This window comes from Arthrobacter sp. UYCu723 (genome assembly GCF_054059215.1).
Genome location: NZ_JBSSBW010000001.1, coordinates 124,166 through 137,918 on the forward strand (window position 1 = coordinate 124,166; position 13,753 = coordinate 137,918).

Annotated in this window: 13 protein-coding genes; 2 read left to right on the forward strand and 11 right to left on the reverse strand. The window is 67.6% G+C overall.

Translation table 11 applies throughout. The features are described from left to right. From priA to ACVWZ8_RS00580, 6 genes are all read right to left on the reverse strand, one after another. The gene (gene priA, locus ACVWZ8_RS00555) at window positions 1-747 is read right to left on the reverse strand and encodes a bifunctional 1-(5-phosphoribosyl)-5-((5-phosphoribosylamino)methylideneamino)imidazole-4-carboxamide isomerase/phosphoribosylanthranilate isomerase PriA (RefSeq protein ID WP_426976827.1); all 747 of its coding nucleotides are present in this window, start codon (window positions 745-747) and stop codon (window positions 1-3) included. A gap of 55 nt (window positions 748-802) precedes the next feature. Next, a complete protein-coding gene (locus ACVWZ8_RS00560; RefSeq protein WP_426976826.1) occupies window positions 803-961 on the reverse strand; it encodes a hypothetical protein in 159 nt (52 codons plus the stop codon). After that, window positions 962-1,732 (reverse strand): imidazole glycerol phosphate synthase subunit HisH, encoded by a 771-nt coding sequence (hisH, locus tag ACVWZ8_RS00565; protein ID WP_456503459.1) that lies wholly within the window; start codon window positions 1,730-1,732, stop codon window positions 962-964. It lies immediately after the preceding gene. Next, window positions 1,729-2,349, reverse strand: coding sequence for an imidazoleglycerol-phosphate dehydratase HisB (gene hisB / locus ACVWZ8_RS00570; RefSeq protein WP_426976824.1), 621 nt, complete (start codon window positions 2,347-2,349; stop codon window positions 1,729-1,731). Before hisB ends, hisH begins: the two co-directional genes overlap by 4 nt. Window positions 2,350-2,418: 69 nt before the next feature. After that, window positions 2,419-3,537 (reverse strand): histidinol-phosphate transaminase, encoded by a 1,119-nt coding sequence (locus ACVWZ8_RS00575; protein WP_456503460.1) that lies wholly within the window; start codon window positions 3,535-3,537, stop codon window positions 2,419-2,421. A gap of 123 nt (window positions 3,538-3,660) precedes the next feature. Beyond that, complete coding sequence (locus ACVWZ8_RS00580) at window positions 3,661-4,098, reverse strand: LysM peptidoglycan-binding domain-containing protein (protein ID WP_456503461.1); 438 nt, start codon at window positions 4,096-4,098, stop codon at window positions 3,661-3,663. A gap of 371 nt (window positions 4,099-4,469) precedes the next feature. Between ACVWZ8_RS00580 and lexA the strand changes: the two genes are divergently transcribed. Beyond that, the gene (gene lexA, locus ACVWZ8_RS00585; RefSeq protein WP_426976819.1) at window positions 4,470-5,219 is read left to right on the forward strand and encodes a transcriptional repressor LexA; all 750 of its coding nucleotides are present in this window, start codon (window positions 4,470-4,472) and stop codon (window positions 5,217-5,219) included. 90 nt (window positions 5,220-5,309) lie between these two features. Here lexA and ACVWZ8_RS00590 read toward each other — a convergent pair whose 3' ends face one another. Together ACVWZ8_RS00590 and hflX are read right to left on the reverse strand one after the other, a co-directional pair. Further along, on the reverse strand, window positions 5,310-7,499 hold the full coding sequence (locus tag ACVWZ8_RS00590) for an ATP-dependent DNA helicase (protein ID WP_456503462.1): 2,190 nt from the start codon (window positions 7,497-7,499) through the stop codon (window positions 5,310-5,312). Further along, a complete protein-coding gene (hflX, locus tag ACVWZ8_RS00595) occupies window positions 7,492-9,060 on the reverse strand; it encodes a GTPase HflX (protein ID WP_426976815.1) in 1,569 nt (522 codons plus the stop codon). Before hflX ends, ACVWZ8_RS00590 begins: the two co-directional genes overlap by 8 nt. A 555-nt stretch (window positions 9,061-9,615) precedes the next feature. On the opposite strand from hflX, the gene ACVWZ8_RS00600 reads away from it, so the two are divergent. Then, the gene (locus ACVWZ8_RS00600) at window positions 9,616-10,230 is read left to right on the forward strand and encodes a class I SAM-dependent methyltransferase (RefSeq protein ID WP_426976813.1); all 615 of its coding nucleotides are present in this window, start codon (window positions 9,616-9,618) and stop codon (window positions 10,228-10,230) included. On the opposite strand, the gene dapF is transcribed toward ACVWZ8_RS00600, so the two are convergent. The 3 genes from dapF to miaB form a co-directional block, all read right to left on the reverse strand. Beyond that, the gene (dapF, locus tag ACVWZ8_RS00605) at window positions 10,211-11,167 is read right to left on the reverse strand and encodes a diaminopimelate epimerase (protein ID WP_456503463.1); all 957 of its coding nucleotides are present in this window, start codon (window positions 11,165-11,167) and stop codon (window positions 10,211-10,213) included. The genes ACVWZ8_RS00600 and dapF overlap by 20 nt on opposite strands. Continuing rightward, window positions 11,160-12,095, reverse strand: coding sequence for a tRNA (adenosine(37)-N6)-dimethylallyltransferase MiaA (gene miaA / locus ACVWZ8_RS00610; protein WP_456505883.1), 936 nt, complete (start codon window positions 12,093-12,095; stop codon window positions 11,160-11,162). The genes dapF and miaA overlap by 8 nt, the downstream gene beginning before the upstream one ends. Before the next feature lie 63 nt (window positions 12,096-12,158). Then, window positions 12,159-13,736, reverse strand: a complete 1,578-nt coding sequence (gene miaB, locus ACVWZ8_RS00615; RefSeq protein WP_456503464.1) for a tRNA (N6-isopentenyl adenosine(37)-C2)-methylthiotransferase MiaB — start codon at window positions 13,734-13,736, stop codon at window positions 12,159-12,161. Window positions 13,737-13,753: the final 17 nt, after the last annotated feature.

Here is a 13,753-nt window from a genome sequence, read left to right on the forward strand (position 1 = left end):
TTAGCGGCGGCCGGCGGCGTCGAGTGCCTCGGGCAGCGTGAAGTTTCCGTTGTAGAGGGCCTTGCCGATAATCGCGCCCTCGACGCCGAGCGGGACGAGGGAGCGCAGCACCTTGAGGTCCTCGAGGCTGGAGATGCCCCCGGACGCGACGACGGGCTTGCCGGTCTTCTCCACCATCCGGCGCAGCAGCTCGACGTTGGGACCCTGCAGGGTGCCGTCCTTGGTCACGTCCGTCACGACGTAACGGGCGCAGCCAGCCTCTTCCAGCCTGGCCAGGACCTCCCAGAGGTCGCCGCCTTCCTTGGTCCAGCCGCGTCCGGCGAGGGTGGTGCCGCGGACGTCCAGGCCGACGGCGATCTTGTCGCCGAAGCGCTCGATCACGCGGGACGTCCACTCCGGGTTCTCCAGCGCCGCGGTGCCGAGGTTGACCCGGGCGACGCCGAGATCGAGGGCCTTCTCGAGCGATTCGTCGTCGCGCAGGCCGCCGGAGAGCTCCACTTTGATGTCCAGGCGTCCCACGACTTCGCGCAGCAGTTCGGCGTTGGATCCCCGGCCGAAAGCGGCGTCAAGGTCCACGAGGTGGACCCACTCGGCCCCCTGCTGCTGCCAGTTGAGTGCGGCCTCCAGCGGGGTGCCGTAGCTCGTTTCGCTTCCGGCTTCGCCCTGAACGAGCCGGACGGCCTGGCCGTTGACGACGTCGACGGCGGGCAGCAGCTCGAGCACGGGCAGCGGGGTTTCGGTGGTCATCGGGGATCCTCAGCTTCTCAGGTGGCGGCGGATGGTCGGGAATGCTGCGGGACCGCTAGGAGGCGGGCAGCGTCAGGAAATAGGCGGCCAGAAGCGACATCCCGGCCAGCACGTAGAAGACGATCTGGACCCAGCGCGGACTCTTCTGCTGCCGGAAGGACAGCGCCCCGCCAACCAGCAGGCCGGCAAGCCCCATCAGGACGATGGACCACATCTAGGCGGCCTGTTCCGGGCCGGCGCCGGTTGCGCTGCCCGGGGCAGCCGCGTCCGGGGACCCCTTGCGCAGGCCCTCGACCCAGTTGCGCAGCAGGCGTGCGCCGGCGTCGCCGGACTTCTCCGGGTGGAACTGGGTGGCGCACAACGGACCATTTTCAACCGCCGCGATGAACGGGGCGCCGTGTTCGGACCAAGTGACCAGCGGCGCAATCATCCGGGGCTGGATCACGTCGAAATCCCAGTTCTGGACGCCGTAGGAGTGCACAAAGTAGAATCGCTCGTTCTCGACACCGGCGAACAGCTTCGAACCTTCCGGCACCGAAACTGTATTCCAGCCCATGTGCGGCACCACCTCGGCAGGCAGCAGTTCCACCTTGCCGGGCCACTCCCCCATCCCCGGGGCCTCGGTGCCGTGTTCCACACCGGCCTCGAACAGGACCTGCAGGCCCACGCAGATAGCCAGCACGGGACGGCCGCCTGCCACGCGGCGTCCGATCATCCGGATCCCGTCGACGGCCTTGAGCTCGCGCATGACCGTTTCGAAGGCTCCGACACCGGGGACGACAAGGCCGTCGGCGTTCAGGACGTCCTCGGGCCTGGCACTGAGGATGACCTCGGCGCCGGCCCGCTCGAGGGCACGGACGGCCGAGCGGACGTTGCCGGATCCGTAATCCAGCACCGTAACGGTGGGTTTGCCCTCGGGTGAGACGGGCTTCCGGCCGGCGTCGGGGTTGAGGATGGCGCCGTCCTGCAGCACCTTGCCGGTCACAGTGCACCCTTGGTGGACGGGATGCCTTCGACGCGGGGATCCGGCTCGACGGCGGCGCGCAGGGCGCGGGCGAAAGCCTTGAACTGGGCCTCGACGATGTGGTGCGGGTCCCGGCCGGCGGTGACATTCATGTGCAGGCAGATGCCCGCGTGCAAGGTGATCGCCTCGAAGACGTGCCGGGTCAGGGAACCCGTGAAGTGTCCGCCGATCAGGTGGTATTCCTGGCCTGCCGGCTCGCCGCCGTGGACCAGGTACGGCCGCCCGGAGACATCGACGACGGCGTGCGCCAGGGCTTCGTCCAGCGGCACCGTCGCCTCGCCGAAGCGGCGGATGCCGGCCTTGTTCCCCAGCGCGGTGCGCAGGACCTCGCCAAAGGTAATGGCGACATCTTCCACCGTGTGGTGGACGTCGATGTGCGTATCGCCTGTGGCCTTGACCGTCATGTCGATCAGGGAGTGCTTGCTCAGCGCCGTCAGCATGTGGTCATAGAACGGGACCGAGGTGCTGATGTCCGAGACGCCGGTGCCGTCCAGGTTGATCTCGACCAGGACGGATGACTCGCTGGTGGTCCGTTCCAGGCGGGCGGTCCGGGCAGCGGTTGATCCGGTGATGCTCATGTGCAGGTGTCCTTTTGTGATGAAGGCGGTGCTAGGCGTTCTGGCGTTGTACTTGACCCGGAGTCAAGTCTAGGCCCGCTGTTTCGCGGGGCTGCTCAGGATCTGGTCGAGGGCCTCAAGGAAAGCTGTGGTTTCCGTCTCAGTGCCGGCGGTGACGCGCAGGTGGCCGGGGATGCCGACGTCCCGGATGAGCACCCCGGCGTCCAGCAGTCCCTGCCAAACCGCGTGCGGGTTTTGGAGACCGCCGAAGAAGACGTAGTTCGAATCCGAGGCGGACGGCTTGAGGCCCATCCGCTGCAGTTCGGCAACGATCCTGTCCCGCTGCCGCTTGATGTCCTCGACGTCGGCCATGAGCGCCACGCGGTGGTGCAGGGCGGCAAGGGCGGTTGCCTGGGTGATGGCGGAGAGGTGGTAGGGAAGCCGGACGAGGCGAAGGGCGTCGGCCACCCCGGGGGCTGCCGCCATGTAGCCCACGCGCGCGCCGGCAAGGGCGAAGGCCTTGCTCATGGTGCGCGAGACGATCAGCCGTTCCCGGCCCGGCAGCAGCTCGAGCGCACTCGGCGTACCGTCGTGGGCGAACTCGTGGTACGCCTCATCGACGATCACGATCGTCTGGCTGGCTTGGCCGGCCTCGTACACAGCCTGCACCACTTCGAGGCCCAGGCCCGTGCCGGTGGGGTTGTTCGGGGAGCAGAGGAAGACGATGTTGGGCTGAAGTTCGCGGACCTGGCGCGCCGCCGACTCCGCACTCAGCCCGTAGTCATCGGCCCGCACCCCCACGATGTATTCCGTGTCCGTCCCCGCGGCGAGCAGGGGGTACATGGAGTACGTGGGAGGGAAGCCCAGTGCCGTGCGTCCGGGTCCGCCGAAGGCCTGGAGGATCTGCTGGAGCACCTCGTTGGAGCCGTTCGCTGCCCAGATGTGCTCCGCGCCCAGCCCGTGACCGAGGTATTCCGCCAGGGCTTCGCGCAGTTCCGTGAACTCGCGGTCCGGATACCGGTTCAGGCCGGCCGCTGCCTCTGTTACGGCCGCGGCGATGGCCGCTCGGACGTCCGCCGGCACACCGTGGGTGTTCTCGTTGACGTTGAGCAGGATGGGGACGTCCAGCTGGGGTGCCCCGTAGGGGCTCATTCCCCGCAGATTGGTCCGGAGGGGAAGTCGGTTCAGGCGCTCTAACTGGTCAGTCACTTCAGTAGTTTAAGTGAGACGGCGGCGGGCCCTGAAACTGTGACGGCTCGGGCCAGGTCCGTCGGCGCCTTGGCGGCTGCTTGGTACGCGACGTTCCCGGGGCCGGAAGACTACTGGGCTGGACTACTGGGCCGGGACGAAGAGCGTCTGGCCGGGCAGGACGCGGGCGGCATCGAGGTTGTTGAGCTGGACGATGTCGGCGACGATGTCGCGGGGGTCGCGCCCGGGTGCCACGGTCCCGGCGATGGCCCACAGCGATTCCCCGGGCTGCACCGTGACAGAGACGGTGGGGGTCAGTGACAGCTCCTCAACAGATTCGGAAGCCTTGGCAGGTGCATTCAGGAAGCCGCTGAAGGAAAGGATCAGGGCGGCCAGCAGGATCAACGGCACTCCGAAGAAGACGAACCGGCCCCGCCTGGTCAGCCGCAGGGGTGCCTGCTTGGTGCGGGACGCACCGCCGGCCGGAGCGGCCGGACGGAACGAAACCCGAGGTACGGACCGGCCATACCCGCCGGATGCGTCATGGCCGAAAGTGTCGTGAAACGCGCTTGATGCTGACATGAACTGAGCCCTCCTGGACCATACTGTGCCGCCCGGTGTACTCCACGTACCTGCCGCCAACCGGCCTAACCTTCGAACATAGAACCGAACAAACGCCCTCATCCAACTGCGATACTCTCATCCAGCCCCCGGAGGTTCGAACACATCTTCGAACTTCACCTGTCCAGTTTTAGCACCTATTAACGAACATTGTCGAGACTCGCTAGAACAAATGTTTGAAAAAACTGTGTGGCTGGCCTACGTTTGAGTCACAGGACAACCACTTCTGCAGTCGATCATCAGTAGTTGATCAGCGGGGTCTGACATTCAGGCCGGAAGGTCCCGGTAACTGCCGCAAGGCAGCCGGGCGGATTGGAAAGGCATTGGCGAATATGGCAGCACCAGCCACCGGCGGCCGGGCGTCCCAACGGAGCCCGCAGTCAGCCAGGCCTCCCAAGAGCCTGACCGTCCGGCAGAAGAAGATCCTCGAAACCATCCAGCGTTCGGTGACGGACAACGGCTACCCTCCCTCCATGCGCGAGATTGGCGACACCGTGGGACTGGCGAGTCTCTCCAGCGTGACGCACCAGCTCTCCCAACTCGAGAAGCTCGGCTACCTGCGGCGGGATCCCAAGCGGCCGCGCGCCATGGAAGTGCTCATGCCGTTGACCCTTGACGAGGGCAGCTCCAAGGTCTCGGGAGTGGCGAAGTCCAGCGGCCTGCGTGCCGTGGGCGGGCTGTCCGTCTCGGAACTGGCCAGCGCTACGGATACCGCAATGGTCCCCCTCGTCGGCCGTATCGCGGCCGGTGGCCCCATCCTCGCGGACCAGGTTGTGGAAGACGTCATGCCGTTGCCGCGCCAGCTGGTGGGCCACGGAGAGCTCTTCATGTTGAAGGTGGCGGGCGACTCGATGATCGATGCCGCCATCTGCGACGGCGACTGGGTGGTGGTGCGCCGGCAGGGTGACGCCGTGAACGGCGACATTGTTGCCGCACTGCTGGACGACGAGGCCACGGTCAAGACGTTCCGCCAGCGCGACGGCCACACCTGGCTGTTGCCCCAGAACACGCAGTACGAGCCAATCCTCGGCGACCACGCCGTCATTATGGGCAAGGTCGTCTCGGTCTTGCGCTCCCTCTAGCACCTGCCACACAGAGCCCCGCCGGCGTCCCCCGGACGGGGGATGCCGGCGGGGCCCAACACATTCCCTGCTGCGGGGTGCTCCGTCCGCCTACTTGGCGGTCTGCGCCGACTCCTTGTAGAGCCGTTCCAAAGCCGCCATGGCAATTGCCGGATCGGTGGTCGGCCAGAACGGCGGCAGAGCGGCCCGGAGGAATCCCCCGTAGCGTTCCGTGGACAGCCGCGAATCCAGCACCGCCACGACTCCCTTGTCCGTCGTCGTGCGGATCAGCCGTCCGGCTCCCTGGGCCAGCCGGATCGCGGCGTGGGTTGCGGACACACTCATGAATCCGTTGCCGCCGGCCTGGGCCACCGCGCGGGAGCGCGCTGTCATGAGCGGGTCATCCGGCCGCGGGAACGGAATCCTGTCGATGACTACGAGCCGGCAGGAGCCCCCCGGGACGTCGACGCCCTGCCACAGGGACATGGTGCCGAAGAGGCAGGTGTCCGGTTCATCGGCGAACTGGCGCACGAGCGCCGTCATGGTCGAATCCCCCTGGCACAGAATGGTCATGTCCAGCCGGGGGCGCATCGCCTCGGCGGCGTCCTCGGCAGCCCGCCGGGACGAGAAGAGGCACAGTGCCCCTCCGCCGGAAGCCCGGATCAGTTTTTCCAGCTCGTCCAGCGCCTCCGGGGACGTGCCGCGGCCGGGCTTGGGCAGGTGCTTGGCAACATAGAGGATGCCCTGCTTGGGGTAGTCGAAGGGCGAGCCGACGTCGACTCCGGTCCAGCTGGGCGCGCCGGGGCCTACCAGGCCCAGACCTCCGGCCGCCGGTTCGAAGGCGGAGCCGATGGCCAGGGTGGCCGAGGTCAGGATGACCGTGTGGTCCGCGAACAGACCCTCGCGGAGCCGTCCGGCGACGCTCAGCGGGGCCACGTTGATCAGGGCCGGTGCGCTCTCGTCCGGCTGGGAGTATCCCTGCGCAGGGTCGAAAGTGCTGTTCCGGGAAAACCAGACCACCTCGCGGTTTTCGCGGGCAGCGAGCAGCCGTTCGCAGAGTTCCAGGATGACCATGAGGCGGGAGCGCGCGAGCTGGCGCCCGCCGTCGGCGGTGTTGGCGCTGTCCCCCTTGGAATCGGAGAGCGCGGCGCGGCAGGCGTCACGCAGCTGGTCCACGGAGTCGAGCTGCTCGCTGTTGAGCCCGTTGGGCATCAGCCCGCTGGGGACGCCTTCAATGGCAAGCTCGAGGTTGGACGCGGCGTTGTTGAGCGCGTCCACCGTGATGCCGGTGTGCTTCCGGGCCCCGGAGGCGGCGACATGCACCATTGCCACGGAGAGCTGGCCGGACACGGCCCCGGTGACGCGGTCCTGCAGCTCGTGCGCCTCGTCCACCACCACGACGTCGTACTCGGGCAGCACGGCGAGGCCTTCGAAGGCGCTGACCGCCAGCATGGCGTGGTTGGTGACGACGACGTCGGCGTCGGCAGCGTTCTGCCGGGCCAGTTCGCTGAAGCATTCGGCCGCCAGGGGGCACTTCTGCGCGCCGAGGCATTCCATCGACGTGACGGAGACCTGGCGCCAGGCGCGGTCCGTCACACCGGGCATGAGCTCGTCACGGTCCCCGGTGGCGGTCTCCTCGGCCCATTCGCGCAGCCGGACGACTTCCTTGCCGAGCTGGGAGGAAGGGCCGCCCATGGCGGCAGCGAAGTGCGGCACGGACGTGTCCTCGCCGAGGGAGAAGAGCTGGCCCTCGGAGGGTTCTTCGGAAGGGAAGCCTCCCTCGAGCTTGTGTTTGCACACATAGTTGGAGCGGCCCTTGACGAGGGCCACCTTGACCGGGCGGTCCAGGGCAGGGGTGATGGTCTTGAGCAGCCTGGGCAGGTCGCGGCCCACGATCTGGGTCTGCAGGGCCAGCGTGGCGGTGGAGACGAGGGTGGGTTTGTCACTGACAAGGGAATGCGCGATCAGCGGGATCAGGTAGGCCAAGGACTTGCCAGTGCCGGTGCCGGCCTGGACCAGCAGATGGTCGCCGGTGTCGATTGCCTGCGCCACCTGCCGGGCCATCTCGTGCTGGCCGCTGCGGCTCTGTCCGCCCATGCCTGACACCGCCCTGTCGAGCAGATCGATCACGAACTCCTCGCCGGGTGGTCCGCCGGTTCCTGCTGAACCCTTGCCTGCTGAACCCTTGCCTGATGAAGCCTTGCCTGCTGAAGCCTTTCCGCCGGACGCGTCCCCTTCCGGGTCCTCCCCCGCCGGGCGGTTCGCGTCCGGGTCCCCCCCGGCCACCGCTGCCTCAGTCATTGCTGATGAACGAATCCAGTTCAGCGGCCAGGCCCTCGCGCACCATCACGACGGCGCGGGTGCCGGTCTCCTCGTGGTCGAGGCTGAGGATCTCGGCGTCGGTCTCGTGCAGTTTGTTGAGCAGGTCCCCACGGTTGTACGGGATCATCAGTTCCAGCTTCACGCTGGGCCGCGGGATGCCCTCGCTGATGGCCTTGAGCAGTTCCGGGATGCCCTCGCCGGTGCGTGCCGACACCACAATGTGGCGCGGTTCGCGCTGCTTGAGCCGTTCGATCACGAACGGGTCGGCGGCGTCGGCCTTGTTCAGGACGATGATTTCCGGCACCTTGCGGGCGTCGACCTCGCTGAAGACCTTGCGGACGGCGGCAATCTGGCCCTCCGGATCCGGGTGGGAGACGTCGACGACGTGCAGGATCAGGTCCGAGTCGGCAATCTCTTCCAGGGTGGAGCGGAAAGCCTCCACGAGCTGGGTGGGCAGCGAGCGGACGAACCCCACGGTGTCGGCGAGGGTGTAGCCCAGTCCGTCCGAGGTTTCGGCCTTGCGGACCGTCGGGTCGAGGGTGGCGAACAGTGCGTTCTCCACCAGGACGCCGGCGTCGGTCAGCCGGTTCAGCAGTGACGACTTGCCGGCGTTGGTGTAGCCGGCGATTGCCACCGAGGGCACTGCATTACGACGGCGGTTGGCGCGCTTCGTTTCCCGGGCTGGCTTCATCGCGGCGATCTCGCGCCGCAGCTTGGCCATCCGGGTGCGGATCCGGCGCCGGTCCAGTTCGATCTTGGTTTCACCGGGACCACGCGAGCCCATGCCGGCACCGGCGCCGCCCACCTGCCCACCGGCCTGGCGGGACATCGAATCACCCCAGCCGCGCAGGCGCGGGAGCAGGTATTCGAGCTGGGCCAGTTCGACCTGGGCCTTGCCTTCGCGGCTCTTGGCGTGCTGCGCGAAGATGTCGAGGATCAGGGCCGTGCGGTCGATGACCTTGACCTTGACAATGTCTTCCAGGCTGCGGCGCTGGGACGGAGCCAGTTCGGCGTCGACCACGACGGTGTCCGCGCCGGTGGACATCACGATGTCCTTGAGTTCCTGGGCCTTACCGGAGCCAAGGAAGGTGCCCGGATCGGGCTTCTGGCGGCGCTGCACAATCCCATCGAGGACCTCCGAGCCGGCGGTCTCGGCCAGGGCGGCGAGTTCGCGCAGCGAGTTCTCGGCGTCGGCGAGGGTGCCTTCAGTCCAGAGACCGGCGAGGACGACGCGTTCGAGGCGCAGTTGCCGGTATTCGACCTCGGTGACGTCTTCCAGTTCGGTGGACAGGCTGCCGGTACGGCGCAGTGCGTGCCGTTCCTCAAGGTCCTGCTGGTCGCCGTCGTAGTTGCTGTGTTCCTCGTCCGGCCGTGAGATCGCCTGGGCCTTGCCGAGCACCGACTTGGACTCGCCGGCGGCCGGGGACGCCTTCCGGGCAGGGGTTTCCTTGGAGAGGATCCGGTCGATGACAGCTTGGATTTCCGCAGGACTCATGTCCTGGGCTGCTGAATCGGGTCCGGTGTTGGGCTGACTGGTCATGGTCTCCTTTGAAGGTTCGGCAATTTCAGAATAGTGCCGATCGGTGCCGTGTGGGGCGGAATTCGCGCTGGGCTGACGACTATTGGTCAAACGGGCCTCCTGGGATGCCCGCGGCGGCGGTGCCGGGGCAGGGTGGGCTCCGGGTGGGAGCGGGAGAAGTGGGCGGAAACTAAGGACCGATCCTGGCGGATCAGGCCGCTTTCGAGGGATGTTCATTCGCTGAGCATTGCGGGACTCCAAGTGATGCGGGCGCCGGACAGGGAAGGAATCACTGGATTGGGCGCGCTGCACGAAAGAAACTTGCGGAAGGTAGGGACCTGCGTCGCTGCGGGGACGGGACTTAACCCGTGCCGGCTACTTGAAGTTCAAGAACATGCCTCAAAGACTAGCAGACTGTCATTCTGCCCGGACCGGCAGGCGCCCGGCGGGGCGGCCACTGCTTCCCGGCGGGTTCGCATCGGGGTTCGCATCGGTTTCCCATCGGTTCCCATCGGTTTCCCCTGCGGTTCCCATCGGTTTCCCATACAGGTCGAGGGCCAACTAATCTGGCCAGTTATGGAGTCTGCACACTATTTCAGCGCCCAGCCGGCCGGGCCGTTCACCCGCAAGCCACTGACCGTGGAGCTTGCCGGTGAGACACGCCACCTGCAGACCGCCTCGGGAATCTTCAGCCCGGACGGCATCGACAAGGGAACGGCCGTGTTGCTGGCCGATGTGCCCTCCCCTGCGCCACAGGGAAACCTTCTGGACATCGGCTGCGGCTGGGGCCCGATCGCGCTGACCATGGCGCTGCGGGCACCTCATTCACGCGTCTGCGCGGTGGATGTGAACGAGCGCTGCGTGACGCTGACGAACGAGAACGCGGCGCTCCTGGGGCTGGGAAATCTCACAGCCAGCACACCCGACGCCGTCGATCCGGAGCTGCGTTTCGACACCATCTGGTCCAACCCGCCGATCCGGATCGGCAAAGACGAGCTTCATGCCCTGCTGCTCCTGTGGCTGCCGCGGCTGGCCGAGGGCGGCTCGGCCTGGCTCGTGGTGCAGAAGAACCTGGGGTCCGATTCGCTTCAGCGCTGGCTTGCCGCCGAGCTGGACAGCAGCTTCACCGTGACGCGCGAGAGCACCTCGAAGTCGTTCCGCATCCTGCGGGTCAGGAAAGCGTCCCGCTAGCCACGAGCACGGCCGGGCCGCTGAGCTCGACATGCTCGTGGCCTTCGGTGCCGAGGAAGAATTTCACGCCGACGACACCGCCTGGCACGTGGACGTTCCAGACGTCCGGGGCGCCCTGGCCGGCCCAGTGGCGGATCGCGACGGCGGCCGCGCAGGCGCCGGTGCCACAGGACTGGGTTTCGCCCACACCCCGCTCGTGAACGCGCATGGTGATGGTTCCGACGCCGTCGTGCACCAGCGGCTCGGAGGGCACAACAAACTCGACGTTGGTGCCGTGGGGCGGCGTCGGATCCACATGGGGAGCGGTGAACAGCTGCGTGGCCTCGAGCTCTGCCAGTTCGGCCAGTGCAACGACGGTATGCGGGTTGCCCATGCTCACGGACAGAGCGGGCCGCGCGACCTCAAGTCCTGTGGCGCTGACCAGCGAATCCATGGCCCGCGCGGTGGCCTCGCCCGGGAAGATGAACTCCCAGGGGCCCATGTCGACGGCGTACCCTGCCGCGGTGCGGACAATCGTCTTGGCCCCGCCGCGGGTGCCGATGGTCAGGGATTCCCCGGCGGGCAGCTCGACGAGGCCTTCGGCGATCAGGAAGTGCACAAAGACGCGGACCCCGTTGCCGCACATTTCCGAGAGCGAGCCGTCGCCGTTGCGGTAGTCCATGAACCATTCGGCGTCCGGGTGCTCCGTGAGCAGCTCCTGGCCTTCCGGGAGCAGCCGTGAGGGGACGGCGCGGATCAGGCCGTCTCCGCCGATGCCGCGGTGGCGGTCGCACAGTGCTGCGACCTGCTCCGGGGTGACGGACAGGGTGCCGTTCGGGTCGGCGAGGAGCACAAAGTCATTGCCCGTGCCGTGTCCTTTGGAGAATTTGAGTCCGCTCAGGGCCGCAGTATTGGCTTCTGCGTTTCGGTCAACGGCTGCGGCGAGGGTTTCATCCATGATTCAAGGTTACCGGTCCCGGATGGCCGGGGCGGCACAGTGCGGCGGCCTTGGTCACGAGGCCGGGATCCTGCCAGTCCAGCCAGTGGATGCGGGGGTCCGCCCGGAACCAGGTCAGCTGGCGGCGGGCGAACTGCCGGGTCGCGACGATGGTCTCCTCGGCCGCCTGTTCGAGGCCGGCCTCGCCGTCGAGGACCCGGAGGAACTGGGCGTAGCCGAGGGCCCGCGGGGCGGTCCTGCCCAGCCGGAGCCCGGCCCCATCAAGCCGCCGGACCTCTTCGAGCAACCCCTGGTCCACCATGGCGTGGACGCGGCGGGCGAGCCGCTCCCTGAGCAGTTCGCGGTCCACCTCGAGGCCGATCTGGACGGCAGGCTGGAAATACTCGCGGGTGGGCATGAAGGAACTGAAGGGCCGCCCGGTCAGTTCGTGGACCTCGAGGGCTCGGATGATGCGGCGGGCATCGCCGAGCCGGCCGGCGGACACCGGATCCACGGTCTCCAGCCGGGCCCGCAACGGGGCGGGGCCGTCCGCTTCCAGTTCCGCCTCCAGCCGGCGGCGGATGGCAGGATCGGTGCCAGGGAATTCCAGCACGTCAAGGGCGGCGCGGACGTAGAGCCCGGAGCCGCCGGCGAGGATGGCGCGCTTGCCGCGGGTATGGATGTCCGTGATGAGCGCGCGGACCTGCTGCTGGAAGTCCGAGACGCTGGCTTCCTCGGTCACGTCCAGGATGTCCAGGATGTGGTGCGGCACCCCCCTGCGTTCGGCGTCGGTGATCTTGGCAGTGCCGATGTCCATGCCGCGGTAGAACTGCATGGAATCGGCGTTGATGACTTCGCCGTCGAGCTCCAGCGCGAGCGAGACGGCAAGGTCGGACTTGCCGGAACCGGTCGGCCCGACGACGGCTATCACCGGCGGTGCGTCCCGCACTGCGACGGCCTGAGTGTCCTCCTGTGCCTTGCCGGCCGGAATGCCCTCCGGACCTGCCACGGGCTAGCGGCCGCGGACCGGTAGGGTGGGCATGCCCAAAGACACACCCGTCCTGCCGGAGGCGGCCCCCGGCGCCGGCGCGCCGCAGGAGTCGGCCTGGGACCTGTCCCAGGCATCGCCTGCGCGGGAGCGGCGGAGGCTGTAGTCGTCCGCCGCCGTCACCGGGTCGGCGACGAGGTGGAAGGACGCAGCCTCGGTGATGGTGACGGTCACGAGATCGCCGGGGCGGGGCACTTCGGCGCCGGCGGGGACGGAGAAGTGGACCAGCCGCTGGTCCTGGGCGCGGCCGGAGAGCCGGTGGGTTTCCTCGGCTTTGCGGCCGGACTGGGCCGTGACCATGACCTCGACACGGCGGCCGAGCTGGCGGGCGTTTTCCTCGGCAGCGATCCGGTCCTGCAGCGCGGTGAGGCGTTCGAAGCGTTCCTGGACCACGGCCTTGGGCAGCTGGTCCGGGAGGTCCGCGGCGGGGGTGCCGGGGCGTTTGGAGTACTGGAAGGTGAAGGCGGTGGCGAAGCGCGACTTCTCCACGACGTCGAGGGTGGCCTGGAAGTCCTCTTCAGTCTCACCGGGGAACCCGACGATGATGTCGGTGGAGATGGCCGCGTGCGGGATCTTTTCCCGGACCTTGTCCAGGATGCCGAGGAACTTCGTGGAGCGGTAGGAACGGCGCATGTCCTTGAGGACCTTGTCCGAGCCGGACTGCAGCGGCATATGCAGCTGCGGCATGACGTTGGGGGTCTCGGCCATGGCGTCGATGACGTCATCGGTGAAGGCGGCCGGGTGCGGGCTCGTGAACCGGACGCGTTCCAGGCCGGGGATGTCCCCGCAGGCGCGCAGGAGCTTGGAGAAGGCCTGCCGGTCGCCGAATTCGACGCCGTAGGAGTTCACGTTCTGGCCCAGCAGGGTGACTTCGATGGCGCCGTCGTCAACGAGGGCCTGGATCTCGGCCAGGATGTCACCGGGCCGGCGGTCCTTTTCCTTGCCCCGCAGGGCCGGGACGATGCAGAAGGTGCAGGTGTTGTTGCAGCCCACGGAAATCGACACCCAGCCTGAGTAGACCGAGTCCCGCTTGGTCGGAAGCGTGGAGGGGAAGACGTCGAGAGATTCGAGGATTTCCAGCTGCGCCTCGTTATTGTGCCGCGCCCGGTCCAGCAGGGCGGGAAGGGCACCGACGTTGTGGGTGCCGAAGACTGCGTCCACCCAGGGTGCTTTCTTCAAGATGGTGTCGCGGTCCTTCTGCGCCAGGCAGCCGCCGACGGCGATCTGCATGCCGGGGTTGGCGGCCTTGACCGGAGCCAGCATGCCGAGATTGCCGTAGAGCTTGTTGTCGGCGTTCTCCCGGACTGCGCAGGTGTTGAAGACCACGACGTCGGCCAGCTCACCTGCGGCGGGGACGTAGCCGGCGGCTTCGAGCATCCCGGACATCCGCTCGGAATCGTGCACGTTCATCTGGCAGCCGAAAGTGCGCACCTGGTAGGTACGCGGCTGCGCGGCAGCATGCGCGGGCAAGGCGTCAGCTGCAGACGAGGAGTCCAGGGAGGGCGTGGTACCGGCTGCTGGGGAGGGAATGGTCAAACTCACCTGTTAAGGGTAACGGG

Excerpts from the sequence above, each read along its gene's own strand:
- lexA (WP_426976819.1), top strand. The coding sequence starts at position 4,470 with ATGGCAGCACCAGCCACCGGCGGCCGGGCGTCCCAACGGAGCCCGCAG.
- ACVWZ8_RS00560 (WP_426976826.1), bottom strand. The coding sequence starts at position 961 with ATGTGGTCCATCGTCCTGATGGGGCTTGCCGGCCTGCTGGTTGGCGGG.
- dapF (WP_456503463.1), bottom strand. The coding sequence starts at position 11,167 with ATGGATGAAACCCTCGCCGCAGCCGTTGACCGAAACGCAGAAGCCAAT.
- ACVWZ8_RS00590 (WP_456503462.1), bottom strand. The coding sequence starts at position 7,499 with ATGACTGAGGCAGCGGTGGCCGGGGGGGACCCGGACGCGAACCGCCCG.
- hisB (WP_426976824.1), bottom strand. The coding sequence starts at position 2,349 with ATGAGCATCACCGGATCAACCGCTGCCCGGACCGCCCGCCTGGAACGG.
- ACVWZ8_RS00600 (WP_426976813.1), top strand. The coding sequence starts at position 9,616 with ATGGAGTCTGCACACTATTTCAGCGCCCAGCCGGCCGGGCCGTTCACC.
- hflX (WP_426976815.1), bottom strand. The coding sequence starts at position 9,060 with ATGACCAGTCAGCCCAACACCGGACCCGATTCAGCAGCCCAGGACATG.
- ACVWZ8_RS00580 (WP_456503461.1), bottom strand. The coding sequence starts at position 4,098 with ATGTCAGCATCAAGCGCGTTTCACGACACTTTCGGCCATGACGCATCC.
- priA (WP_426976827.1), bottom strand. The coding sequence starts at position 747 with ATGACCACCGAAACCCCGCTGCCCGTGCTCGAGCTGCTGCCCGCCGTC.